This is a genomic window from Saccharothrix syringae (assembly GCF_009498035.1).
GTDB classification, from domain to species: Bacteria; Actinomycetota; Actinomycetes; order Mycobacteriales; family Pseudonocardiaceae; genus Actinosynnema; species Actinosynnema syringae.
In genome coordinates this window covers 1,625,978-1,650,649 of sequence record NZ_CP034550.1, presented here as the reverse complement: position 1 = coordinate 1,650,649, position 24,672 = coordinate 1,625,978, and the positions used below count along the sequence as shown (strand labels likewise).

The window sequence follows — 24,672 nt, the reverse complement described above, 5'->3', positions numbered from 1 at the left end:
TGTTCGAGTCGTGGCCATACCGACGGTATGTGGAAGACCCGAGGTATGAGCCCGGTCACCACGAGAGAGGAGGCGTGAAGATGAGCTGGACCGACTTCTACCGACGCCGGGACGCCCTGGACGCCGTGCTCCGCGCCGCGGCCGACGCCCCCGGTGCACCGCTGACCTTCGACCGCGACCTGTTCTCCGACGAGGGCGAACTGCTCCTCGCCCTGCACTACCGGTGGATGCGGCAGCTCACCGGGCGCCTCGGCGTCGCGCTGGAGGACACCTCCGCCGACCGGGTGGACGTCGTCACCCGCACGTGGCAGGCGCTGGCCGCCGAGCAGCCGGTGCTGCGCGCCGTGCTGGACGCGCACCTGACCTCCGGCGAGGCCGTCGAGCGCGAGCACCGCGTGCTGGCGCTGACCGCGGGCCTGGCCGAGCTGTCCGAGCCCGCCGACGAGATCGCCCGGGTGGGCGCGGCGTTCGAGCGGCTGATCCGCACCTCGCCGCGGACCGTCGTGCCGGGCCGCCACCGCAGGCTGGCGAAGAGCGCCTGACCCCGGTTAGGTGTCGACCATGGCGAAGTGGACCGAGGCCGACATCCCCGACCAGACCGGTCGCACCGCGCTGGTGACCGGCGCGAACTCGGGGCTGGGCCTGCGCACGGCCGAAGTGCTCGGCGCGCGGGGCGCGCACGTCCTGCTGGCCTGCCGGTCCCCCGAGCGCGGGCAGCGCGCGCTGGAGCGCGTGCTCGCGGCGGGCGCCAGTGCCGAGCTGGTGCGGCTGGACCTGGCCGACCTGTCCTCCGTGCGCGCGGCCGCCAAGGCGGTGCGCGAGCGCACCGGTGACGCGCTGGACCTGCTGATCAACAACGCCGGTGTGATGGCGGTGCCGCTGGGGCGCACCGCCGACGGCTTCGAGCGCCAGTTCGGCACCAACCACCTGGGGCACGCCGCGCTGACGTGGCTGCTCATGCCCGCGCTGCGCACGCGGCCGGGCGCGCGGGTGGTCACCGTGTCCAGCCTGGCCCACCAGGCGGGCTCGGTCGACCTGGCCGACCCCGACTACGAGGTGCGCCGGTACCGCGCCTGGCCCGCCTACGCCCAGTCCAAGCTCGCCAACCTGCTGTTCGCCAGGGAGCTGGACCGCCGGGCCCGCGCCGCCGGCCTGGACGTGACCTCGGTCGCCGCCCACCCCGGCGTCACCGCGACCGAGCTGAGCGCCAACACGGCCCGCTCCCGCGGCAACCCGCTGATCGGCCTGGGCGCCAAGATCGGCAACCTGTTCTCGCAGCCGGTGGAGAAGGGCGCGTTGCCGCAGCTCTACGCGGCCACCGCGCCGGGGGTCGAACCCGGCGGCTACTACGGCCCCAGCGGGCTGCGCGGTATGTTCGGCCACCCCGGGCCGGCGTGGTCGACGGCCGCCTCCCGCGACGAGCTCGCGGCGAGCCGGCTGTGGGACCTGACGGCCAAGCTCACGGGCGTGGAACCCGACCCGGCGTGACGTAAAGTCGGTGTCGTGACCGTCGTACCTGAAGGTCGGAAGTTGTTGCGGCTGGAAGTCCGCAACAGCCAAACGCCCATCGAGAAGAAGCCCTCGTGGATCAAGACCAAGGCGAAGATGGGCCCCGAGTACCGGGAGCTCAAGGGCCTGGTCAAGCGCGAGGGCCTGCACACGGTGTGCGAGGAAGCCGGTTGTCCCAACATCTACGAGTGCTGGGAAGACCGCGAGGCCACGTTCCTGATCGGCGGCGAGCAGTGCACCCGGCGCTGCGACTTCTGCCAGATCGACACGGGCAAGCCCGCCGACCTGGACCGCGACGAACCGCGGCGGGTGGCGGAGTCGGTGCAGGCCATGGGCCTGCGGTACTCGACCGTGACCGGTGTCGCGCGCGACGACCTGCCCGACGGCGGCGCGTGGCTGTACGCGGAGACCGTCCGGCAGATCCACGAGCTGAACCCGGGCACGGGCGTCGAGCTGCTGATCCCGGACTTCAACGCGGTGCCCGAGCAGCTGGCCGAGGTCTTCGCCTCGCGGCCCGAGGTGCTGGCGCACAACCTGGAGACCGTGCCGCGGATCTTCAAGCGCATCCGGCCGGCGTTCCGCTACGAGCGGTCGCTGGAGGTGCTGACCGCCGCCCGCGAGGCCGGGCTGGTGACCAAGTCCAACCTGATCCTGGGCATGGGCGAGACGCCGGACGAGGTCACCGAGGCGCTGTCGGACCTGCACGACGCGGGCTGCGAGATCATCACCATCACGCAGTACCTGCGCCCCTCGCCCCGCCACCACCCGGTGGAGCGCTGGGTCAAGCCGGAGGAGTTCGTCACGCACAAGGAGACCGCCGAGGCCATCGGCTTCTCCGGCGTCATGGCGGGTCCGCTGGTGCGCTCGTCCTACCGCGCGGGCCGGCTCTACGCGCAGGCCGTGCAGAAGCGCGGCGACGTGCTGCCCGAGCAGCTGCGCCACCTGCTGGAGGCCGGCGGCGCGGCGCAGGAGGTCACCTCGCTGCTGTCGGGCCGCTGACCACCACGCCGTCCAGCGCCCGGACGTAGTCGGAGCCGAAGGCGCTGGACGGCGTGTGCGCGCCGGGCGGCACCGCGGGCAGCCGGTGGACCGCCTCGACCACCGAGTCGGCGGTCAGGTCGTAGGCGTTGGGCCCGCTCAGCGCGGCCCGGAAGCGGTTGCCGTCGGCGTCCCAGACCTCGCCGAAGACCTCGCAGCCGGTGGTGCGGCGGGTGCGCTCGTCCGGCCCGGCGACGCGCCCGGCCAGGTCCCTGCCGACGCGCTGGGCCCACGGCGTGCGCAGCAGCGGCGCGGCGAGCGGCTGGAGCCTGCCGAGCAGCGCGGGCAGCGGGGTGAACGTGGTGACGTTGGGGATGCCGGTGGAGCGGTGGGCGGTGCTGACGTCGCCCCACGGGATGGCGCCGACGGCGCGGGGGCGGTCCCGGAAGTGGGCGACCCGCCGCCGGTGCGCGAGCGGCACGGTGCGGATCACGCCGTCGACCCGGGCGCGCCCGCCGAACGCCGAGCCCTCCACCGCGGTGCGCGCCGTGCCCGCGCTGGCGCCGCCCCCGGTGACGAACGCCAGGTCGAGGTGGGTGGCCGTGGGCAGCGCCCGCTTCAGCATCGCCGCGACGCAGTCGGTGGGCACCACGTCGAAGCCGATGCCGGGCAGCAGCACCACGCCGGCGTCCCGGGCCTCGCGGTCGCGCGCGGCCACCGCCTCGAACACGTCGATCTCGCCGGTGATGTCGAGGTAGTGCGTGCCGGTGGCCAGGCAGGCGTCCACCATGGGCCGCGAGGTGGCCGAGAACGGCCCGGCGCAGTGGGCGACGACGTCGACGTCCCCCAGCGCGCCGGCGGCGTCACCGAGCGCGAAGACGCGGTGCTCCAGCCCCAGCTCACGGGCCAGCGGCCCGACCTTCTCCGCGGACCGCCCGGCGAGCACCGGCCGTTCCCCGCGCTCGACCGCCAACCGGGCCACCAGCTCCCCGGTGAACCCGCTCACCCCGTAGACCATCCACCGCACGCGGTGAACCTACCAATGGGTAACAACTCGCGCGACCTCACGCGGGCGAACGCCTCCTCCGCAGCAGCGCGGCACCCGCGAGGAGCAGCACGCCGAACACCGCGACCGGAGCGGCCCACGCCAACCGCTCCACCCGGAGCCGGCCGCAGATCTCGACGAACGCGGGGCCCTCGGCCCGCACCGCGAGCTCGTCGAACCCCATGCCCACGGAGTTGCCGCAGGCCACGGACACCCCGGAGGGCGAGCCGGTGGTCAGGGGCAGCAGCATGATCAGCAGACCGGCCAGCAAGAACGCGACACCGATCACCACGGTGACGATCCTGGGCGACATGGCGACACGCTACGGGCCGGCGGGGCCCCGGGACAGGGGTGTGCCACATGAGGGGACGCGTTAACCACCCCTAATGCCCCGCCGCGCGGCCCGGCCGACCGGGCGCGGGTGCCGGGCCGATCCGGGCGGGACCGCGGCGCACCGCAGTTCCGCGGAACGGTGCGGAAATCATTCTCCGACACCCGGAAAAGAATTCCGACCACTGGATCGACCACCCCCGGCGGTCCACCCGGGTTGGGCCCGTTGGCCCCTGGACACCTTTACCGCGGGCGGTGTTCGCTGAAAGGCGACGTCGGACGCGGAGGACGTGCGAAATGGGCGATCACCGCAGGGTCAAGACGTGCACCGCCGCGGAGACCTCGACCGACGACCTGCACGCCCTCCTGCTCGGCGACCTGGCCGCGCTGCGGGTCACCGGCTTCGCGGCCGAGGGGCTGTGCCGGGCGGTGGCCTCGGTCTTCGACGAGACGGCGTTCGGGGAGTCGGCGTTCGGGGAGTACGACGCGTCCCGCTACGTCATCCCCGCGCAGCGGTTCGGCCCGACGCTCAACGAGCACCGGGTCGGCGGCGCGCTGTCCGAGGACTACTGGCTCGCCCGCGCGGACGCGGCCGCGGCGTGCGAGCGCCTGCCGTGCCTGCGCGAGCTGCGCGAGTTCGTGCCGCGCAGGTTCGCCGAGCTGTTCGGCCGACCGGTGCGACCTGCGAAGACGGCCGAGGGACGGATGCTGCACTGGGGCATCCTGCGCGCCATCGACCAGGGCACGCTGCCGCACTGGGACGACGTCCGGCTGGAGTACCCCGCGAACCTGCTGTCGACCACCGTCACCGGGCAGCTCGCGTTCAACCTCTTCCTCACCGACGCCGGCGAGGGCGGCCGCACCCTGGTCTGGGACCGGCGGTGGGCGGCGACCGACGAGCGGCACCGGCGCGGCTTCGGCTACGCCGACGACCTGCTCGACGACGACGAACCGGCCGTGGTCGAGCCCGCCCTGGGCACGGCGGTGCTGTTCAACTCGCGCAACTACCACCGGGTCGAACCGTGCCCGCCCGGGACCCGGCGGCTCTCGCTCTCGTTCTTCATCGCTTTCACCACCGCCGGTTCCACGGTCATCTGGTCCTGATATCACCTGGTAGTGGTAACGAGGCCGGGAGTACGCTGCCGGCCGTGGCGGAAACCCTGGAATTCCACCCCGCGGCCACCGCCGGGCACTTGCTGGCCGAACCGGTGCGCGAAGCCATCGCGGCCCTGCCGCCCGGGCCGCGCGATTCGGTCCTCGTCGCGGAGATCGACCCGGCTTCGGCGGGTGGGGTGGAATTCTGCGACCGCTACGGGTTCGACTACGACGAGGGTGCGAACTGCGTGCTCGTGGAGGGCAGCCGCGCCGGGCGGTCGGTGCGCGCGGCGTGCGTGATCCGGCCCGGCACCCGCACCGACCTCAACGGCTTCGTCCGGCGGCACCTGGGCATGCGCCGGGTGACGCTGATCCCCAGGGAGGTCGCCGTCGAGGCGACCGGCATGGAGTACGGCAGCATGACCGCGATCGGCCTGCCCGACGACTGGCGCGTGCTGGTCGACTCGCGGATCGCGGCCGCTCCCCGGGTCGTGGTGGGCAGCGGGCGGGTGCGCTCGAAGCTGTGCCTGCCCGGCGAGGTGCTGCTGGGGCTGTCACGGGGTGAGAGCCTGGTCGGCCTCGCCGTCGGGTAGCGCCAGCACCGAACCGGCCAGCGACGCCCGCACCTCGTCGGCCACCGCGCGCGCCTCCGGCACCCGCAGCTCCGCGAAGATCGCCAGCGCCTCGCGCAGGTGCGCCTCCGCCTCCTCCCGCCGCCCCAGGCCGCCGAGGTTGACGCCGATGCCCCAGAGGGCGCGGCCCTCCTCGTACTGCGTGCCGATCCGCCGCGCGGTGCCCAGCCCTTCCCGCGCGAACGCCAGGCCCGCGTCGCAGTGCCCCGTCCCGGCCAGCACGAACCCGAAGTTGTTGAGGATCGTGGCCGACGCGGGGACGTCGTCGGTCTCCCCGGCCAGGCGCCACGCGTGCCGGAGGAACGCCAGCGCCCGCCGCTGCCGCCCCAGGCGGTGGAAGGTGAACCCGATGTTGTTCAGGGTCCGGCCCTGCCCGTGGCGGTCGCCCAGCCGCCGCCGGATGCGCAGGGCGGGCCAGAAGCACTCCAGCGCGCCCTCGTAGTTCGCCTGCCGCCACCGCACGGCGCCCATGCTGTGCAGCGTCTGGGCCCTGGTCGCCAGGTCCTCGGCGTCGGAGAACTCCAGCGACTCCGCCAGCGCCGCCTCCGCCGACGCGTACTCGCCGGTCCGCTCGTGGGTGAACCCGATCCGGTTGAGCAGCCGCGCGGCGCCCGCCCGGTCCCCCGAGCGCGCCCGGAACCCCAGGGCGGCGCGGAAGCAGCGCAGCGCCTCGGGGAAGTCGCCGATCTCCAGGTGGACCACGCCCAGGTCCTCCTCGGCGCCGGCGCGGCGCCCGTCGTCGGCCGCGGCCCCGATGGCGAGCCGGTGCACGGTCAGGGCGCTGCGCAGGTGCCCGCGGGTGCACAGGTCCTGCGCCACCAGGGCGGCCAGCTCGACCACGGCGTCGTCCTCGCCCTCCCGCGCGAGCGCTTCGATCGTGGCCACGATGCCGTCGCGCTCGACGTCCAGCCAGGTTCGCGCGGACGCGGGGTCGAGCGGGTCGGTCGTCGCTGGGTCGTTGCTCGCGGGGTCGGCGGTCGCCGCGCCGGCCGGGTAGAGCAGCGGCACCACCTCGGCCAGGCGGCGGGCGTAGTGGCGGGCCAGGTCGGTCAGCACGCGCCGCAGGCCCGCGGACCCGGGGTCGGCGAACGCGAGCCGGCGCAGGAAGTCGCGGACCAGGTCGTGCAGCTGGTAGACCCCCGGCGCCGGGTTCTCGACCAGGTGGTCCTCGTACAGGCCGTCGAGCACGCCCTCCGCCTCGTCCCCGTCGAGCCGGCAGACCGCGCTGACGACGCCGGTCGTGAAGGCCACCCCCGGCAGCACGGAGACCAGCCGGAGGACTTCCCGGTCCCGCGGGTCGACCCGGTGGTAGGAGGCGAGCAGGGCGTTGCTGATGGCCCCGTGCTTGTCCACGACCCGGGAGCGCCGGACCGGCGAGGACGCCATGCCCTGCGCCAGGCCGGCCAGCGGCTCGCGGGGCCTGCGGTGGATGTGGCGGGCGGTGATGTGCAGGGCGAGCGGCAGCCGGCCGCAGGCGTCCGCGATGCGCCGCAGCTCGTGCACCTGGCCGATCCGGTGGTCCGCGGGCAGGGCGGACCGCAGCAGCTCCACGGCGTCGTCCGGGGCGAGGCTGTCGACGGTCAGCTCCCAGGAGTGGTCGACCGCGTCGAGGTGCCGCCGCGACGTGGCGAGCACGGCGCACGTCGGGGTGCCCGGCAGCAGCGGTTCGAGCTGCTCGGCGGACACCGCGTTGTCCAGCACGAGCACCACGCGGCGCCCGGACAGGTGCCGCCGCCACAGCGCGGACCGCTCGTCGACGTCCTGCGGCAGCGGGGTGGTCACGTCGACCTGGCGGAGCAGGGCGCCCAGCGCCTCGTACGCGGTCAGCGGTTCGCGCCCGGCGGTGAAGCCGTGCAGGTTCAGGTAGAGCTGGCCGTCGTCGTAGCGGTTGGCCAGCAGGTGCGCCGCGGTGACCGCCAGGGCGGTCTTGCCCACGCCCGCCATCCCGTGCAGGAAGCACAGGGGCATGTGCTCCCGCTCCGGGCCGCACGCCTCGACGAGCTGCCGCAGCTCGGCGTCGCGGCCGACCAGCCTGGTCGACCGGGGCAGCGCGCGGATCGGCCGCCACGCCCCGGGCTCGACCCGGCGCTCGTCGGCGACCAGCACCTCGACGTTGCCCGCGACGAGGCCGAGGATCTCCAGCTCGGTGCCCTTGCGCCACTCGTCGGCGCCGAGCAGCGGGAACATCTTGCGGGCCTCGGTGCGCCACTGGCTGGGCCGCGGGAACGTGGGGTCCGAGTCGAGCCCGTAGAGCCGCTTGGCGGCCTCCTTGGCCAACCCGTCGGGGATCTCGGAGACGGCCTCGCGGACCAGGTCCAGCAGCTTGTTGGCGAACGACCGGCGCGACGGGTCCCACCGGTGGGCGACGGTGCGCAGGATCGGCAGCTCCCGCGGCCGCAGGTCCGGGTTCGGGCTGTCCACCCGCATGATGCCGCGCTCGCGCACCTGGCCGAGTTCCCGGACGAGGTCGTGGCGCGCCCAGGTCGTCGTTCCACCCGATGTCGCCAGATCTCCCCCGGACCCCACCTTGATCGCCCCACCCCGCGTCGGTTGAGCTGTTCGGGGTCAAGTCTGGTGGCTTCTCCCCGCGGCGGCCAAGGCAGAAATGAGGGGCGGTTCCCATGTACTCGGTGCTCCTGGTGACGGCGGCCCTCGCGACGGTCTTCCTCCTGGGCGCCCTCGCGGGCAACGGGTACACCACGCGGGCCCAGCACCAGCGCGGCGAAGCACTCGCCCGGCGCCGGCGCGAACTGGCGACCGGCGACGAACGCCGACGGACCGCGGTCGACGAGAGGTGACCGCCCGGCTCGTCACCGATCGGCCGACCACCAGGGGGAGGTGGGTGCTGTCCCGGGGAGTCGCCCCCTCGGGACAGCACCTGCCACAGCGGTTGCCCGGAAAGCCGCTCGCCGCAGGAGCGGAGATCGCCCACGGCGAGCACTTCGCGTGAAATTCGATAAGTGCCCGTTTCCGAGCTGCTGGTGTTGGGTGAGTCGGCGGCTGGTGATGCGGATCATGGACCAGCGGACCATGGCTTCGTGGTGGTGGGGTGGGCGTTCGTAGTCGCGGACGCAGCGGCGGTGTCCGGTGATCCAGGCCAGGCTCCTTTCCACCACCCACCTTCTGGGCAGCACGGTGACGCACGGCACCCGCGGACGCTCAACGATTTCCACCACCAGGCCGAAGGTCCTGCGTGCCCAGTCGAGCAACGGTCCGGTGTAGCCGCCGTCGGCCCAGACCGGCGCGGCCCGTTTCCCGGCGGTGTCGCGCATCCGGCGCAGCAGGCCGCGGGCGGCAACCCGGTCCTGCGTCGAGGCGGGCGTGACCAGCACCGCCAACGGCAGGCCCATGGTGTCCACGACGACGTGCCGCTTACGGCCCGCGACCTTCTTCCCGCCGTCCCACCCCCGCGTGGCCCGGCCGACGGTGGCGGCCGCGCGCACCGACTGCGAGTCCATCACCGCCGCCGACGGCGCCGCGACCCGCGCTCCCGCGAGCCGCACGCGGTCGCGCAGTCCGTCGAGCAGTCGCTGCGACGCACCGACCCTCTCCCCAGGCGGCGAAACGCTGGTAGACCGTGGGCCAGGGCGGGCAGTCCGCCGGCAGGGCCCGCCATGTGATGCCGTTGTCGACCACGTACAGGATCGCGTCCACGATCACCCGGCTACCGCCTCGCCCGCCGAACGGGCTCGTGGGAAGCGGCCAGACGACAGCATCGGGCACCCGCGGTGACACCGCTCGCGGGCATCGGGCACGATAACAACGGAACCCCTGGTGGAACGGCGCATAGACACCGTCCGATCTATCAGGAGATCCCCCATCTGCGCACCACAGTGCCCGCACCAGCTCAAGCTCGGAAACGGACACCAAGACTCCGACCCGCAATACTGCGGAACTCGCGACGTCGAACAACCCGAACCAGAAATTGGCCGCATTTACTCGCCGGGCCCGATAACGCATTATTACCACAGGTCGCAGCACCGCAGCCGGCGCAGCCGATCATGAGAACGAGTTGTCGACACGCCACGACTATCCCCCGATACGGTTGTTCCCGGGCACGCCGCAGGGAAAACAGAGAAAGCCGTGCTAGCATCGGTTTCTCGATTCCACTCGACCCGATCCGAGGGGGCTGCGACGTGAAGTTGACTCTTGTGGCCGGGAACAGCCCTTGCGATGATCGGAATTGCCCGACTATCTACGCGACCGACCGGGGGACGATCGCGGTCCAGGGCGCGCTCGTGCCGGACACCGGCGACGTGACCCCGCCGGACGGTGAAGCCGTGGTCGAGATCCCCCTCGACCTGCTCGTGGCGGCCGCACGTGCCGTCGGGTGAGTCCGGGTGGGAGCCGGGACAAGGCGGAGAACCGCTGGACCTCGACGCCTGGGCGCGGCAGTGGGACGCCTTCGACCGAACCGCCTTTCGACTGGAGACGCTGCCGGAGTACAACGTCGAATCAGAGCGCGGCTTGATGGAGCTGTTCCTCGCGGGCGAACCGATGCCGCCCGCGTACAACGCGGAGTGGCACGGCAGCCTTCGCGAGTACCGGCGCTCCGGCAAGGTCGTCCGGCGGGTGCGCGTGGTGGCGAACCCGCTGACGGACTACCAGCGCCGCCAGTTCGCCTGGGCCTATCCCGGAAATGTCGAGGCGGGCGAGGAAATACGCGTCCTGGATTCGCACGACCCGGTGACCGACGTGCTGCCCGCGCAGGACTTCTGGGTCTTCGACGACGACTCGGTGGTCCTCCTGCACTACGAAGGAGGTGTCCAGACCGGACGGGAACTGCTGACCGGCGCCGCGGTGGGCGAGTACCTGGACTACCGGGAACTCGCGGTGGCGCACAGCGTGCCGTTCGACCAGTACCGGAACTCGCTGCCCGGTTGACCGCCGATGACGGGCGAGCCGACGGGCGGCGGCGGGAACGAGGTCACCGGCCGGATCAACTCCGTGGTGCAAGCCGGCGCGATACACGGCGACGTCCACATGGGCCACGCCGCGGCCGGGGTCGCGCTGCCCAGGCAGCTCCCGAACGCACCCGCGCGCTTCGTCAACCGCGAGGAGCAGTTGGCGACCCTCGACGCGCTGCTGCTGGAGAGCTCGCCGCCGATGACGTCCGTCACCGGCGCCCCGGGAACGGGCAAGTCGACCCTGGCCCTGCACTGGGCGCACCGGGTGCGGCGCCGCTTCCGGGACGGCGACCTGTACCTCGACCTGCGCGGCTACGGGCCGGGCCTGGCGCTGACACCCCGACAAGGCGTCGAGTTCTTCCTCCACGCGCTCGGCGTGCCACCCGAGAGGATCCCGGCGGACCCGGAGCTGTCCGCGTCCCTGTACCGGTCGGTGCTCGACGGCAAGCGCGTGCTCGTCGTGATCGACAACGCCGCGAGCGCCGCCCAGGTCCGCCCGCTGCTCCCCGCCGCACCGGAGTGCTTCACCGTCATAACGAGCCGCAGCCGCCTGTCCAGTCTCATCGTCACCGAAGGTGCCGGCCCCATCGTGTTGGACGTCCTCACCCCCGACGAATCGGTGGAAGTGCTCCGCCGGCTGATCGGTGCCGAGCGGGTCGACCGCGAACCCGGACCGGCGGCGCGGATCGCACTGCGCTGCGGCTACCTGCCACTGGCCCTGAGGATCGTCGCGGAACGGCTCACCGATGAGGTCTACCTCCCCCTGGCCGAACTCGCCGACGAACTGGACGACGAGTACCGGCGGCTCGACGCGCTGACGTCCCGCAACGACGAACTCGCCGACGTCCGCGCCGTCTTCTCCTGGTCCTACCACCGGTTGTCCCCGGTGGCGGCCAGGGCGTTCCGGCTGCTCGGCCTGCACGCGGGCACGGACATCGGCACCGCGGCCGCGGCGGCGCTGACCGACCACGACAGCCGGTCGGCCCGCCGCGCACTCGGGTCCCTGACCGACTCCCACCTCGTGCAGCAGGTCGCGGCGGAGCGCTTCCGCCTGCACGACCTGGTCCGCCTCTACGCCGCCGAGCGCGCCGACGCCGAGGAGACGGCGGGGGAACGCCGGCGGGCGGTCCGCCGGGTCACCCGCTGGTACCTGCTGAGCGCGGCGAACGCACGGCGGTCGTTCCTGCCGGACCTGTCCCTCGGGGCGGCGGACCTGCCGGACGGCGACGACCCGGTCGAGCCGCTGTCGTTCTCCGGCGCCGAGGAGGCGCTGGCCTGGTTCGAGGTCGAGAGGTTCACCCTGCTCGCCGTCCTCGAACAGGCCCTGACCTCGAACCACCTGGACCTCGCGGCGGTGATGCCCAGAGCGGTGGCGGGGTTCTACGAGGTCCGGGCGTACTGGTCGGACTACCGGCAGGTGTACGCCACCGGTGTGCGGGCTTCGCGGGAGATCAACTCGCGCCCCTGGGTGGTCGCGAACCTCATCGGCCTCGGTGACGCCGACGGCTTCCTGGGCAACGTCGACGGGGCACTGGCCTCCTACCACGAGGCCGTCGCCCTGAGCAGGGCGGCCGGGGACTCCCGGAACGAGGGCTTCGCCCTGCGCGGCATCGGTTTGATCCACCAGGACGCCGGCCGGTTCGACCTCGCCGCGGAGCACCACCGCCGAGCGCTCGCCGCGCTGCGACGGGTCGGCGCGCGACGTGGCGAGGGGATGTGCCTGCTCAGCCTCGGCGACTGCCACCGCGCCCTGGAGCGGTTCGGCGAGGCGTTCGACCACGGCCTCCGCGCCCTGGAGATCTTCCGGAGCACGCGGGACCGACTCGCCGAGGCGCGTGCGCTCAACTCGCTGGGCACGTCACGCCGGGCCGAGGGCAGACTGCCGGAGGCGCTTGAGCACCACCGCGAGGCGCTGGCGGTGTTCCGGAGGTTCGACCACCCCTACGAGGAAGCGTCGACCCTGCTCGACCTGGGTGACGTCCTCGACGGGCTCGGGCGGTCGACCGAAGCCCGTGACCACTGGCTCGCGGCCAGGGTCATCTTCGAACGGATCGGCGCACCGGAGGTCGACTCGGCGAACTCCCGGTTGACGACCGACTGAACACCGGTTGGCGCGTGCCGCCTCGCGGTCGTCCCCCCGACTTCCGCCGCATCGCCAACGCCGGGATGTGGCCGTGGACGCCAGGCGGAACGGCGCTCGCGCTCCAGCAGCGCCCACACGCGTTCACGGGCCGCCCGCTTCGCCTGGTGGACGTCCGCCACCTGCTCACCTCACCCGGTTCGTTCGGTCGGTGCACGCGGCCTCGCCGTGGCAGGTGGACCATGGCTTGGGGGCCACCGGACACGCAGGAGCCGCCATGACCGCCTCGTCCGACTTCCCGCGCCTCCGCACCCTGGACGGCCTGCACCTCCAGAGCACCCTGGTGCTGCCGGAAGCCCCGGCCGAGCACGCCGCCGTCCTGGTCCACGGCGGTGGGGTGACCCGCGATGAAGGCGGCTTCTTCACACGTCTGGCGGCGGGCCTGGCCGAAGCGGGCATCGCATCGCTGCGCTTCGACCACCGCGGACACGGCGAGAGTGAAGGTCGGCAGCAGGACCTGACGCTGTCCTCCATGCTCAACGACATCCGGGTGGCGGTGGCGGCCATTCGCGCGAGGACGACCCTCCCCAAGGCCGGCCTCATCGGCGCCAGCATCTGCGGCTACTACGCCGCCAAACGGCCGGACGAGATCGAGCGCCTGGTGCTGCTCAACCCCCGGCTCGACTACAAGAAGCGCACCATCGACAACCGCGTCTACTGGACCGAACAGGGCTACATCGAGTTCAGCCCAAGCCTCAAGCACGGCTACGGCATCCTCAACGAGGTCTTCTGGCTCAAGCCGAACGAAGTCCTCGGCGAAATCGCGGCACCCACCCTCATCGTCCACGGCACCAAGGACACCTTCGTCCCCGTCGAATCCTCGCGCGCCGCCCTCGCGCACCTGACCACCGAACACCGACTGCTGGAAATCGACGGAGCCCAGCACGGCTTCGCCGTCCACGACGACCCCACCTACGCCGATCCCCAGAGCCAGGAGTGGCAGGCGTTCGTCATCCGCGAGGTGACCGACTGGTTCAGCTGTTGAGGGGCTTCGGCCGTGCCGACAGCACCGGGAACGACTTCGCGTCCCACTGCCCCGGAACTTGGCGGACAGCGGTTCCAGGACACCCTGTCCTAGTCCGCATCACCCGTTCAGCACGACGCTGACCTGCGTATTCTGAGACTCGCGGTCCTGTTCCGACCGATCGGGAGGTGCCCGGCCCGTGAGCGACGACCTGAGCCTCGGTGAGCGCGTCAAGCGCGCCCGGGTGAGCCGCGGACTGACCCAGGAACAGCTCGCCGAGAGGGCGGAGGTCAGCGTCGACCTCATCCGGAAGCTGGAGCAGGAGGTCAGGCACACCGCGAGCATGAGTTCGCTGACCCGCATAGCCCGCGCCGTGGACAAGGACGTGCCCCAGCTCCTCGGCCAGACCAGCGGCATCGAACCGCGGGTCGACGAGGAAGCCGTCGGCGTCCTGGCCATCCGCGACGAGCTGACCTCGCTGTCGTACTTCCCCGGCCTGGCCGACGAAGAGGTGTTCAACGACGAACCGCCGACCGTCGAGGGCCTGCGCGCGGCCCTCGCGCACGCGGAGTCGGTCCGGCAGCACGGCTCGTTCGCCCAACTCGGCGCCATGCTGCCCGGCCTCATGGCCGAAGCCCGTGCCGCCGTGCGCGAATCGTCCGGCGACGACCGGTCCGCCGCGCACGGCCTGCTGTCCGAGGTCATCCAGATCGCCTCGACCATGCTCGCGGCACTCGGCAGGCCGGACATCGGCTACATCGGCCTCATCCGCGCGCAGGAGGCGGCGGAGGAATCGGGCGATGAACTGCTCCAGGCCATGAACGTCTCGGCCCTCTCCTGGGTGTTCTTCAAGCAGGGCCGCCTGGCCGACGCCGAAACGGCGGCGCTCCGCAAGGCCGCGCAGCTCGAACCGGACTTCGTGCGGGGGTCGGCCGAGAGCCTGGCCGTGTGGGGCATCCTCATGCTGCGAGCGGCAGGCGCGGCGGTGCGGAACAAGCACGTCGAGCGCTCCGAGGAGCACATGAGCCTGGCCCGGGCCGCCGCCGCCAGGCTCGGCCGGGACCACAACATCTGCGCCACGCCGTTCGGGCCGACCAACGCCGCCATCGCGGCGGTGAACGCGGCGGTCGAGAGCGAACGGTTCGAATACGCACTGGAACTGGTCAAAACCGTCCCGGGAAACGGGTGGATCTCCCCCACCTTCAAAGCCCGCCACCTGCTCGACGTGGCGATCGCGCACAGCGAGCTGAACCAGGACGACGCCGCGACCGCCCGGTTGCTCGCCGCCGAACGAATCGCACCCGAGTGGATGCGCTACCACACCCTGAGCCGCCAAACGGTGCGCGAACTGGTCGAACGCGCACGTCGCAAGCAGACACCGCTGCTGCGCCTGGCGGATCGCCTCCACATCGAACTGTAGGTCGCCGCACCGCGGAATCTGCCCGACTGGGACGTGTTGTCACAGTGGACTCCACCGGTACGGCGGACTACCGAGTTCTGTCACTTCTCAGCACCTGATCGCCTTGTCACAGTGGACCTGACACCTCCTACCCGGTGTCGTCCACTCGTGCGCATTCAAGGACGCTGATGGAACACGGACACCTAACAAACAGGCAAAGCACCGCCCACAGCCGCGAACTGGGCGCCTACCTGCGCACGGTCCGACGCCGGTCGGGCATTTCGTTCAAGGACATGGTGACCACCCTGGGGTGGTCGGCGGGCAAGCTGACCAAGCTGGAGACCGGCACGCGCGGCACGTCGAGGGACGACATCTTCTTCCTGCTCGGTATCTGCAACGCCGACAAGTCCACCCGCGACCAGGTCACCGCACTGGCCGAGATGACCGACACCGGCAACTTCCTGCGCCTGCACGACCACTCGGCCGACCACCTGCCCGGACTGCGCGTCCACGAGGACCAGGCCACCGCCGTCACCGCCTACGACCCGATCGGCATCCCCGACCTTGCCCAGACCGCCGACTACGCACTCGCCCTGACCGGTGACGAGGACGTCGTCACCACCCGCCTGACGCGCCAACGCCGCCTGATGACATCGGCCACCCGAGGAATGACGTTGTTCATTCGTGAGGTTGCCCTGGGCACCTCGGTCGGCTCGACCGAGGTGATGCAGGAACAACTGCTCTACCTGACGCTGCTCGCCGGCACCGCCAACACCGTCGTCCGGGTAATCCCGGAGGCCAGGGGACTGCACACCGCCCTGCGCCACCCGGCCACGCTGCTGATTCCGGAACCGCCCCACCAACCGGTGGTCCACGTCGAAACGGACGCGGCCACCGTCTTCCACGACGATCCCGTAGTCGTCGCCACCTACGAGGAAAAATTCCGGCAACTCAACCGCCTGGCCCTCGGCCCCGGTGATTCGAAGAAGCTCCTCGCCCGTTGTGCCGACCGGTACGACGCGAAGGCGTCCTGACCCGTGAAAAGGCCCGTCGGAGCCCCGCAGACCATTCGCCTGCGCAAGGGCGCCTTCACCAAGGCCGTGGAACTGGCGGGATTCCCGTCCGACTACGCCCTGGCCAGGGCCATGGGCGTCCACCGCTCCACGGTCACCCGCGTGCTCACCGGCCACCTCCAACCCGGCCCGGCCTTCATCGGCGGGGCGCTCACCGCCCTGGCACCCATGCAGTTCGACGACCTCTTCGAAATCACCCCCGACCGCCACTGCCCGTAACCCCGCGAGCGCGAAGCGCAACAGCGAAACCGAGAGGCGAAGCCAAGGGCGCAAGCCCCAATCGGGTCCAGGGGCGAAGCCCCCGGCGGGGTCCAGGGGCGAAGCCCCCGGCCGGGGGTCCGGGGGCGGAGCCCGCCGGGCGGGGCGTGGGGGTTGCACCCCCACACAACACAGTGGGCGCGGCAGGATTCGAACCTGCGACCGCTCGGGTGTAAACCGAGTGCTCTTCCGCTGAGCTACGCGCCCCCGAAGGGATCGAACCCCGGAGGGATCAAGCCCGGAGGGATCGAAAGCCGGAAGACCGGCGCGGGCAGGGTACCTCAGGCCAGGGCCGCCACGGCGCGCTTCCACTCCTCCTGGTCCCGCGGCTCCCCGGGCTCGTTGACCCGGGCGTAGCGGACGAGACCCGTCGAGGAGATCAGGAACGTGCCGCGGACCGCCATGCCGGACCGCTCGTCGAACACGCCGTACGCCCGGGCGACGGCGCCGTGCGGCCAGAAGTCCGACAGCAGGGGGAAGCCGAAGCCCTCCCTGGTCGACCACGCCTTCAGGCTGAACGGCGTGTCCACCGACACACCCAGCACCTGCACGCCCGCCGCCTCGTAGACCTGCCGCTCGTCGCGCAGGCGGGTCAGCTCGCCGGTGCACGTGCCGCTGAAGGCGAACGGGTAGAACACCAGCAGGACGTTGCGGCGCCCGCGGAACGACGACAGCGCCACCGGCTGTTTGTCCTGGTCAACCAGGGTGAAGTCAGGTGCCTGCGCACCCACGTCGACCACGGTAACCGCCTTTCCGCGAGCAGCCCGGGGAACGGGCCCCCACCCCGGGAGCCCGCCGACGGGTCCTGCCTCAGCGCTTGGTCTTGGCCGACTTCGGCGACACCAGCCTCGTCGCGGACCAGTCACCACTGATGTTGATGTTGGAGGTCTGGGCCAACCCCGCGGTCGACACGGCCTCGGCGATGTCACTGGGCTCGACGTGCCCCGGTCGCCCGGTCTTGGGCGTCAGCACCCAGATCGTCCCCTCCTCGGCCAGCGGCGTCGTGGCGTTGATCAGGGCGTCAGCCAGGTCGCCGTCGTCCTCCCGCCACCACAGCAGCACCACGTCCACGACCTCGTCGTCGTCCTCGTCGAGCAGATCACTGCCGATCCGCTCCTCGACCGCGGCGCGGAGGTCGTCGTCGACGTCCTCGTCCCAGCCGATCTCCTGGACAACGGCGCCCGGTTCGATCCCGAGCCTGTCGGCGACACCGATCTTGCCGGCGTCTTCCGCGGCGACCACGGCTTCCACTCCTCCAAGTACACAAGAGCGGCAGCCGGGGTACGACTGCCGCGCGATGTCACTACCAGTCGCGGCTAGGGAACACCGTCAGCCCTGCCACGCGCAACCGTAAGTGCCAAGACACGCCGCATCGGGTACCCCCGGATGCGCTACCCCGAGGCCATGAGGCACGCTCTACATACCTCCTATTCGCGCGCGCGAGGGACACGATCCAGAACTACTCACCGGTAGCGGTGACGGGAACGTGCCACCGACGCGACGATGGGAGTCGAGAAGACCCCGGAACGAGGAGATCCCTTGGCCCCGCAGAACACCCCCGAGCGGGTACGCGTCATCCGTGACGGTCTGGCCGCCCACCTCCCCGACATCGACCCGGAGGAGACCGCGGAGTGGCTGGAGTCGTTCGACGCCGTGCTCAAGGGCGGCGGGCAGCAGCGTGCCCGCTACCTGATGCTGCGGCTGCTCGAGCGGGCCAGGGAGAGCCACGTCGGTGTCCCCTCGCTGACCAGCACGGACTACGTCAACACCATCCCCACCGAGCGTGAGCCGTGGTTCCCCGGCGACGAGGAGGTGGAGCGCCGCTACCGCGCCTGGATCCGGTGGAACGCCGCGATGCTGGTGCACCGCGCGCAGCGCCCCGGCGTCGGCGTCGGCGGCCACATCTCCACCTACGCGTCCTCCGCGAGCCTCTACGAGGTGGGCTTCAACCACTTCTTCCGCGGCAAGGACCACCCCGGCGGCGGCGACCACGTGTTCATCCAGGGCCACGCCTCGCCCGGCGTCTACGCCCGGGCGTTCCTGGAGGGCCGGCTGTCCTCGCAGCACCTGGACGGCTTCCGCCAGGAGTTCTCGCACGCCGGACCGGGCGGCGGCCTGCCGTCCTACCCGCACCCGCGGCTGATGCCGGACTTCTGGGAGTTCCCGACCGTGTCCATGGGCCTGGGCCCGATGAACGCGATCTACCAGGCCCGGTTCAACCGCTACCTGCGCGACCGCGGCATCAAGGACACCTCCGACCAGCACGTCTGGGCGTTCCTCGGCGACGGCGAGATGGACGAGCCGGAGTCGCGCGGCCTGCTCCAGATCGCGGCCAACGAGCAGCTGGACAACCTGACCTTCGTGGTCAACTGCAACCTCCAGCGCCTGGACGGCCCGGTCCGCGGCAACGGCAAGATCATCCAGGAGCTGGAGGCGTTCTTCCGCGGCGCCGGCTGGAACGTCATCAAGGTCATCTGGGGCCGCGAGTGGGACGCGCTGCTGCACGCCGACCGCGACGGCGCCCTGGTCAACCTGATGAACACCACGCCCGACGGCGACTACCAGACGTACAAGGCCAATGACGGCGCGTACGTCAAGGAGCACTTCTTCGGGCGCGACCCGCGCACCAAGGAGCTGGTGGCGCCGCTGTCCGACGACGAGGTGTGGAACCTCAAGCGCGGCGGCCACGACTACCGCAAGGTCTACGCGGCGTACAAGGCGGCGGTGGAGCACGTCGGCCAGCCGACGGTCATCCTGGCCAAGACCATCAAGGGCTACGGCCTGGGCCCGCACTTCGCGGCGCGCAACGCCACGCACCAGATGAAGAAGATGACCCACGAGGACCTGAAGCTCTTCCGGGACAGCCTGCGCATCCCGATCGCCGACAAGGACCTCGACCCGTACCTGCCGCCGTACTACCACCCCGGCACCGAGTCGCCCGAGATCCAGTACCTGCTGGAGCGCCGCAAGCAGCTGGGCGGGTTCGTGCCGGAGCGCCGCGGCAAGTCCAAGGCGCTGGTGCTGCCCGGTGACAAGGTCTACGACGTGGTCCGCAAGGGCTCGGGCAAGCAGGAGGTCGCCACCACGATGGCGTTCGTCCGGCTGGTCCGCGACCTGGCCAAGGACCCGGAGATCGGCGGCCGGATCGTGCCGATCATCCCGGACGAGGCGCGCACGTTCGGCATGGACTCGATGTTCCCGGCGCAGAAGATCTACAACCCGAACGGCCAGATGTACACCTCCGTGGACGCCCAGCTGATGCTGGCCTACAAGGAGAGCGAGCAGGGCCAGATCCTGCACGAGGGCATCAACGAGGCGGGTTCGACGGCGTCGTTCACCGCGGCGGGCACGTCCTACGCCACGCACGGCGAGCCGATGATCCCGATCTACATCTTCTACTCGATGTTCGGGTTCCAGCGGACCGGCGACGGCCTGTGGGCGGCGGCGGACCAGATGGCGCGCGGTTTCGTGCTGGGCGCCACGGCGGGCCGCACCACGCTGACCGGCGAGGGCCTGCAGCACGCGGACGGCCACTCGCTGCTGCTGGCGCACACCAACCCGGCGGTGGTGGCCTACGACCCGGCGTGGTCGTTCGAGGTCGCGCACATCGTCCGGGACGGCCTGCGGCGGATGTACGGCGAGAACGCCGAGAACGTCTTCTACTACATCACCGTCTACAACGAGCCCTACCAGCAGCCGGCCGAGCCCGCCGACCTGGACGTGGAGGGCCTGCTCAAGGGCCTGTACCGGTACAAGGCCGCCGAGGGGTCCGACGGCCCGCGGGCGCAGATCCTGTCCTCCGGCGTGGCCGGGCCGTGGGCGGTCGAGGCCCAGCGGATGCTGGCCGAGGAGTGGGGCGTGCGGGCCGACGTGTGGTCGGCCACCTCGTACTCGGAGCTGCGCCGCGAGGCCGTCGAGGTCGACCGGCACAACCTGCTGCACCCCGACCAGGAGCCGCGCGTGCCGTACGTGACGCAGGCGCTGGCCGGCTCCGCGGGCCCCGTGGTGGCGGTGTCGGACTGGATGTCGGCGGTGCCGGACCTGATCCGCCCGTACGTGCCGACGGACATGACCACGCTGGGCACCGACGGGTTCGGCTTCTCCGACACCCGGCCGGCGGCGCGGCGGCACTTCCTGGTCGACGCCGAGTCGATCGTGGTCGCCACGCTGGCCGCGCTGGCCAGGCGCGGCGAGGTCGAGCACTCGAAGGTGGTCGAGGCGGCCCGGCGCTACCGCATCGACGACGTCACCGCGGCCGGTCCCTCGACGCAGGACGCGGGCCTGGCCTGACCGACGCGCGTCGACGAGGGGGGTGGTCCGCGGCGGACCACCCCCCTCGCGCGTCTACTGCGATCGGCGTCAACCTCGCGAGGCGGCCACGCCGGGTGTGATCTGCCCCATAGACTGGGCGCTCTGCCCAGCGTCCAACGAGAGGTCGGATGGGGACGCCGCACCACGCCATGCACCGCACGGTGCTGGTCGTCGACGTGTCCGGGTTCAGCCTGCGGAGGAGCAACCACCAGGAGGAGATCCGGCGCGGCCTCTACGACGCGCTGGAGGGCGCCTTCGACGAGTGCGGCCTGGACTGGTCCGAGACCCACCACGAGGACCGCGGCGACGGCGTGCTGGTGCTGATCCCGCCGAGCGTGCCCAAGGGCCGGGTGGTGGGCGCCCTGCGGCACGCGCTGGCCGGCGAGCTGCTCCGCTACAACGCCCGCCGGGCCGAGGACGCGCGGGTGCGGCTGCGGATCGCGGTGACCGCGGGCGAGGTGCGGCACGACGCGCACGGCGTGGTGGGCGACGAGGTGACCCTGGCGTTCCGGCTGCTGGACTCGGCGCCGCTGCGGGAGGCGGTGGACCGCACGACCGGCGTGCTGGCCCTGATCGTGTCCCGCCGGTTCTTCGAGGACGTGGTCCGCGACGACCCGGCGGCCGAGCCCGACGCCTACGAGCGGGTCGAGGTGCGGGTCAAGCAGTTCCGCGACCAGGCGTGGGTGCACGTGCCCGGCGGCCACGCGACCCGGCTCCACCTGGTGCGCTCGCCCAGGTCCAGGCCGCCCCCGGCGGAGGGGCACCGCCCGCCCCGGCACCGCCGCGGGCGCCGGAAGCCGCCGCTGGCGCTCCTCCTGCCGCCGGTGCTGCTGCTGGCCGGGTTCACCGCGGCCGACGCGCCCGTCCCGCCGCCGCCGTGCCCGGACCCGTTGCAGCTCAACGTGGTCGCCTCCACCGAGAAGCGGTCGGTGGTCGCCGACCTGGCGCTGGAGTTCGAGCGGGCCTCCCGGGGGTTCACCCCGCACGGCTGCAAGGGCGTCAGCGTGCTGGTGTTCGCGGGCGGCACGGACGAGGTGGTGGCCAAGGCGCTCGGCGAGGGGTGGCCCGCCTGGGCGGTCCGCGAGATCGGCGCCGAGCCGCACGTGTGGCTGCCGGACACGTCCCTGGAGGTCGACGGGGTCGACCGCGACCTGGCGGACCGGCGGGTACCGGGCCTGCGGCTGACCCGCTCCGGGCACGTCGCCCAGTCCCCCGTGGTGCTCGCGGCCTCGGCGGAGCAGGCCGAGCGGATCGGCAACGACCGCGAGTTCGCCTGGCCCGTCGGCCGGCTCGCCGAGGTGGACGCCTCCTCCGGCACCGGCCTGGCCGCGGTGATCACCCTGGTGCACGGCCGGCTGGACGCGCTGCGGCTGGACTCGCCGCTGGAGCTGCACCGGGTCGCGCGCGAGACCGGCGGCGGCGCGCCGTGCCGGGGCGAGGCGGCGGTGCTGACCTCGGAGCGGGCCGCGTCCCTGGACGACTCCTGCCGCATCCTCTACCCCGAGGGCGGCACGGTCGTGCTGGACCACCCGTTCGTCGAGGTGGAGCGCTCGGCACCGGTCAACCCGCGCCGCCGGGAGGCGGTGCGGCGGTTCCGGGAGCACCTGCTGTCCATCGCGGGCCAGGACGCGCTGCGGCGCGCCGGCTACCGGGACGCGGAGGGCAACACCGGGCTGCGCGGCGAGCCCCGGGCGGGCCGGCCCGAGGAGCTGCCGACCCAGCCGGACGCGCGGCAGGTGCGCCGGGCGTGGCGGGGCGCGGCGCTGCCCAAGCGGATCGCGCTCGCCGCGGAGGGCGCCGAGGCGGCGGCGTTCGCGGCGCTGCTGCGGGCCGAGCTCGGGCCGCGCGACGCGGTGCTGGAGGTGCCCGCGACGGGACCGGCGGTCGAGGAGGCCGTCCGGCTGGGCGCGGACGTGGTGGTGCTGCTGGGCGGGCGGCCGTCCGGTCCGGGGGCGGCGAGCCGCCTGCGGGCGGTGGGCGTGGGGTTCGGCGCGGGCGCCTGCGACCGCGGCACGCCCCTGGAGTCGGTGGTCGAGGCCAACAGCGGGGTGTGCCACCCCGTGGTGGGCGCGGAGGGCGCCCAGTTGGCCCTGGAGGGCGTGGCGAAGGCGATCTGGGGTGGGTGACGTGGTGCGGGTGCTCGTCGTGCTGGTGATCGTCCTGGCGGCCTGCGGGAGGCCACCGGAGGTCGAGGGGTACCAGGGGCGCGGGCCGATCGCCTTCGCCGACGGCCTGGACACCTCGGCGGGCGGGCAGATCAAGGAGCTGGTGAAGCAGTGGAACGCCCAGCACGGCGACGACGAGGAGGTGACGTTCCACGAGATGCCCGCCTCCACCGACGCCCACCGCGCCCAGCTGACCGCCCGCGCGCAGGACCTGGCCGGCGTCGACCGCGCCGAGCACCGGGCGCGCTGCTACGACGTGGTCACCGTGGACGTGGTGTGGACGGCGGCGTTCGCCGCGGCCGGCTACCTGGAGCCGGTGCTGGAGAAGGAGTTCCCGCTGGGCTCGCTGCTGCCGCAGCTGGTGGACGCCTCCCGGCACGACGGCCGGCTGTGGGCGGTGCCGTGGCGGGCCGACGTCGGGCTGCTCTACTACCGCCGCGACGTGCTGGAGGCGGCCGGGAGGCAGCCGCCGCGCACGTGGGACGAGCTGGTGGAGCTGGCCACCACCGTCGCGCCCCGGTACGGCCTGGCGGGCTACCTGGGCCAGTTCGCCCGGTACGAGGGCCTGACGGCCAACGTGGCCGAGGTGGTCTGGGCGCACCGGGGCGACCTGCTGCGACCGGACGAGCCGGGCGCGCGGGCGGCTGTGCACCGGCTGGCGTCGGGGTTCGCCGAGGGGTGGATCCCGCGGGCGGCGCTGGACTACCAGGAGGTGGCCAGCCGGGACGCGTTCCGCGCGGGCGGCGCGCTGTTCCTGCGGCACTGGCCGAACGCGCTCCCGCAGCTCAACGCGCCGGGCTCGCCGGTGGCGGGCAGGGTCGACTTCGTGCCGCTGCCCGGCCCCGGCGCGCTGGGCGGCTGGAACCTGGCGGTCTCCCGGTGCTCGACGCACCAGAAGACCGCCGCCGAGTTCATCAACTTCCTGATCGGCGAGCAGAACCAGCGGGCCCTGCACCGCAGCGCCGGGTTCCCGCCGACCTGGACCGCGCTGTACCGCGAGCGCGGGCTGGAGCGGCTGCGCGACGTCATGACGGGCGCCCGGGCCCGCCCCGTCTCGCCGTACTACGACGAGCTGACCGGCATCATCCAGGAGTCGCTGCACGACGCGCTGGAGAAACCCGAGACGGTGGACGCCGAGGTGGCGCGCCTCGCCGAGGACCTCGACGACGCGCGGAAGGGGCGTTAGGCGGGCTTGTGCTGCGCCGACGCGACCGCGGACCGCCTGGCCTCGCGGTTCCAGTCGACCCAGCCGCGGACCACCAGGGCGGCGAAGATGATGTAGACGAACGCGCTGAAGTACAGCCCGGACTGGAGCTGCAGCGGCACGCCGATCGCGTCCACCGCCAGCCAGACCAGCCAGAACTCGACCAGGCCGAGGCCCTGGAGGGTGAAGGCCAGCACCGTGCCGATGAAGATCGCGGCGTCCGGCCACGGCGCCCAGCTCGCGCCGGTGGCCTGCAGGACCAGGGCGAAGGCGACCGTGCCGACGACGAACGCGGCCAGCACCGCCAGCCGCTCCTTGGCGGTGCCCCTGCGGACCACGACGCCGAACACCGGGTCGCGCCTGCGGGTCCACGCCCACCAGCCGTAGAGGGTGATCAGCGCGATCACGACCTGCCGCGCGGCCGTGCCGCCGAGGTCGGCCGACACGTAGACCACGAACAGCAGCGTCACCGAGACCAGCTGCACCGGCCACGTCAGCAGCCTGCGCCGCTGCGCCAGCCAGACCACGGCCAGGGCGAAGACCTGGCCGACGAACTCAGCCCAGGAGACCTTCTGGCCGAACACCGTGAAGCCGTGCTCCATCAAGACGTGCACCGCGTCCTCCATCCCCGACAGGCTTCTTCCGGGGCAGGGCACGCCAAC

Annotated in this window: 22 protein-coding genes, 1 tRNA gene and 2 pseudogenes; 16 read left to right on the top strand and 9 right to left on the bottom strand. The window is 72.4% G+C overall.

What is annotated here, in order from left to right:
• Positions 1-80: 80 nt before the first annotated feature.
• Genes EKG83_RS07820 through lipA form a run of 3 tightly spaced genes read left to right on the top strand, consistent with a single transcriptional unit; the run spans position 81 to position 2,508 of the window.
• Positions 81-542, top strand: a complete 462-nt coding sequence (locus EKG83_RS07820) for a hypothetical protein (RefSeq protein WP_033427757.1) — start codon at positions 81-83, stop codon at positions 540-542.
• A gap of 19 nt (positions 543-561) precedes the next feature.
• Positions 562-1,488, top strand: coding sequence for an oxidoreductase (locus EKG83_RS07815; protein WP_033427758.1), 927 nt, complete (start codon positions 562-564; stop codon positions 1,486-1,488).
• A 15-nt stretch (positions 1,489-1,503) separates the two neighbouring features.
• The gene (gene lipA, locus EKG83_RS07810; protein ID WP_033427487.1) at positions 1,504-2,508 is read left to right on the top strand and encodes a lipoyl synthase; all 1,005 of its coding nucleotides are present in this window, start codon (positions 1,504-1,506) and stop codon (positions 2,506-2,508) included.
• Here the strand turns inward: lipA and EKG83_RS07805 are convergent.
• Both EKG83_RS07805 and EKG83_RS07800 read right to left on the bottom strand, forming a co-directional pair.
• A complete protein-coding gene (locus EKG83_RS07805; RefSeq protein WP_228122834.1) occupies positions 2,483-3,505 on the bottom strand; it encodes a saccharopine dehydrogenase family protein in 1,023 nt (340 codons plus the stop codon). The two genes, lipA and EKG83_RS07805, sit on opposite strands and share 26 nt — an antisense overlap.
• Before the next feature lie 46 nt (positions 3,506-3,551).
• Complete coding sequence (locus EKG83_RS07800) at positions 3,552-3,845, bottom strand: hypothetical protein (protein WP_033427489.1); 294 nt, start codon at positions 3,843-3,845, stop codon at positions 3,552-3,554.
• Positions 3,846-4,159: 314 nt separating this feature from the next.
• On the opposite strand from EKG83_RS07800, the gene EKG83_RS07795 reads away from it, so the two are divergent.
• Together EKG83_RS07795 and EKG83_RS07790 are read left to right on the top strand one after the other, a co-directional pair.
• Complete coding sequence (locus EKG83_RS07795) at positions 4,160-4,966, top strand: 2OG-Fe(II) oxygenase (RefSeq protein ID WP_051764335.1); 807 nt, start codon at positions 4,160-4,162, stop codon at positions 4,964-4,966.
• 44 nt (positions 4,967-5,010) lie between these two features.
• A complete protein-coding gene (locus EKG83_RS07790) occupies positions 5,011-5,550 on the top strand; it encodes a YbaK/EbsC family protein (RefSeq protein ID WP_033427490.1) in 540 nt (179 codons plus the stop codon).
• Here the strand turns inward: EKG83_RS07790 and EKG83_RS07785 are convergent.
• Positions 5,512-8,115 carry a tetratricopeptide repeat protein gene (locus EKG83_RS07785; RefSeq protein ID WP_153277932.1) on the bottom strand — a complete coding sequence of 868 codons (2,604 nt, stop codon included), beginning with the start codon at positions 8,113-8,115 and terminating at the stop codon, positions 5,512-5,514. The two genes, EKG83_RS07790 and EKG83_RS07785, sit on opposite strands and share 39 nt — an antisense overlap.
• A 95-nt stretch (positions 8,116-8,210) precedes the next feature.
• Between EKG83_RS07785 and EKG83_RS07780 the strand changes: the two genes are divergently transcribed.
• The gene (locus tag EKG83_RS07780; RefSeq protein WP_153277931.1) at positions 8,211-8,387 is read left to right on the top strand and encodes a hypothetical protein; all 177 of its coding nucleotides are present in this window, start codon (positions 8,211-8,213) and stop codon (positions 8,385-8,387) included.
• Between the two features lie 12 nt (positions 8,388-8,399).
• Here the strand turns inward: EKG83_RS07780 and EKG83_RS07775 are convergent.
• Positions 8,400-9,119, bottom strand: a pseudogene (locus tag EKG83_RS07775) (transposase); the annotation flags it as partial.
• Positions 9,120-9,144: 25 nt separating this feature from the next.
• Positions 9,145-9,549 (bottom strand): annotated as a pseudogene (locus EKG83_RS49520) (transposase); the annotation flags it as partial.
• 176 nt (positions 9,550-9,725) lie between these two features.
• Here EKG83_RS49520 and EKG83_RS07765 point away from each other — a divergent pair.
• From EKG83_RS07765 to EKG83_RS07735, 7 genes are all read left to right on the top strand, one after another.
• Entirely contained in the window at positions 9,726-9,923 is a 198-nt protein-coding gene (locus EKG83_RS07765; protein ID WP_084715896.1) for a hypothetical protein, read from the top strand.
• Positions 9,910-10,473, top strand: coding sequence for a DUF6879 family protein (locus EKG83_RS07760; protein WP_051764337.1), 564 nt, complete (start codon positions 9,910-9,912; stop codon positions 10,471-10,473). Before EKG83_RS07765 ends, EKG83_RS07760 begins: the two co-directional genes overlap by 14 nt.
• 6 nt (positions 10,474-10,479) lie before the next feature.
• A complete protein-coding gene (locus EKG83_RS07755; RefSeq protein ID WP_033427492.1) occupies positions 10,480-12,597 on the top strand; it encodes an ATP-binding protein in 2,118 nt (705 codons plus the stop codon).
• 256 nt (positions 12,598-12,853) lie between these two features.
• Complete coding sequence (locus EKG83_RS07750) at positions 12,854-13,621, top strand: alpha/beta hydrolase (RefSeq protein WP_033427493.1); 768 nt, start codon at positions 12,854-12,856, stop codon at positions 13,619-13,621.
• Positions 13,622-13,799: 178 nt separating this feature from the next.
• A complete protein-coding gene (locus tag EKG83_RS07745) occupies positions 13,800-15,020 on the top strand; it encodes a helix-turn-helix domain-containing protein (RefSeq protein ID WP_033427494.1) in 1,221 nt (406 codons plus the stop codon).
• A 167-nt stretch (positions 15,021-15,187) separates the two neighbouring features.
• Positions 15,188-16,033 (top strand): helix-turn-helix domain-containing protein, encoded by an 846-nt coding sequence (locus tag EKG83_RS07740; protein WP_084715898.1) that lies wholly within the window; start codon positions 15,188-15,190, stop codon positions 16,031-16,033.
• Positions 16,034-16,036: 3 nt separating this feature from the next.
• Positions 16,037-16,291 carry a helix-turn-helix domain-containing protein gene (locus tag EKG83_RS07735; protein WP_033427496.1) on the top strand — a complete coding sequence of 85 codons (255 nt, stop codon included), beginning with the start codon at positions 16,037-16,039 and terminating at the stop codon, positions 16,289-16,291.
• Between the two features lie 174 nt (positions 16,292-16,465).
• Here EKG83_RS07735 and EKG83_RS07730 read toward each other — a convergent pair.
• From EKG83_RS07730 to EKG83_RS07720, 3 genes are all read right to left on the bottom strand, one after another.
• Positions 16,466-16,537: transfer RNA gene (locus EKG83_RS07730), tRNA-Val, on the bottom strand.
• A 74-nt stretch (positions 16,538-16,611) separates the two neighbouring features.
• Complete coding sequence (locus EKG83_RS07725) at positions 16,612-17,070, bottom strand: peroxiredoxin (protein WP_033427497.1); 459 nt, start codon at positions 17,068-17,070, stop codon at positions 16,612-16,614.
• Positions 17,071-17,140: 70 nt separating this feature from the next.
• Positions 17,141-17,572, bottom strand: coding sequence for a DUF3052 domain-containing protein (locus tag EKG83_RS07720; protein ID WP_033427498.1), 432 nt, complete (start codon positions 17,570-17,572; stop codon positions 17,141-17,143).
• A 297-nt stretch (positions 17,573-17,869) separates the two neighbouring features.
• On the opposite strand from EKG83_RS07720, the gene aceE reads away from it, so the two are divergent.
• The 3 genes from aceE to EKG83_RS07705 all read left to right on the top strand — a co-directional run bounded on the left by aceE (position 17,870) and on the right by EKG83_RS07705 (position 23,992).
• The gene (aceE, locus tag EKG83_RS07715; protein WP_033427499.1) at positions 17,870-20,620 is read left to right on the top strand and encodes a pyruvate dehydrogenase (acetyl-transferring), homodimeric type; all 2,751 of its coding nucleotides are present in this window, start codon (positions 17,870-17,872) and stop codon (positions 20,618-20,620) included.
• Between the two features lie 149 nt (positions 20,621-20,769).
• Positions 20,770-22,767 carry a substrate-binding domain-containing protein gene (locus EKG83_RS07710; RefSeq protein WP_051764343.1) on the top strand — a complete coding sequence of 666 codons (1,998 nt, stop codon included), beginning with the start codon at positions 20,770-20,772 and terminating at the stop codon, positions 22,765-22,767.
• A complete protein-coding gene (locus tag EKG83_RS07705) occupies positions 22,760-23,992 on the top strand; it encodes an extracellular solute-binding protein (RefSeq protein ID WP_033427500.1) in 1,233 nt (410 codons plus the stop codon). The genes EKG83_RS07710 and EKG83_RS07705 overlap by 8 nt, the downstream gene beginning before the upstream one ends.
• On the opposite strand, the gene pnuC is transcribed toward EKG83_RS07705, so the two are convergent.
• Positions 23,989-24,624 (bottom strand): nicotinamide riboside transporter PnuC, encoded by a 636-nt coding sequence (pnuC, locus tag EKG83_RS07700; protein ID WP_153277928.1) that lies wholly within the window; start codon positions 24,622-24,624, stop codon positions 23,989-23,991. The genes EKG83_RS07705 and pnuC overlap by 4 nt on opposite strands.
• Positions 24,625-24,672: the final 48 nt, after the last annotated feature.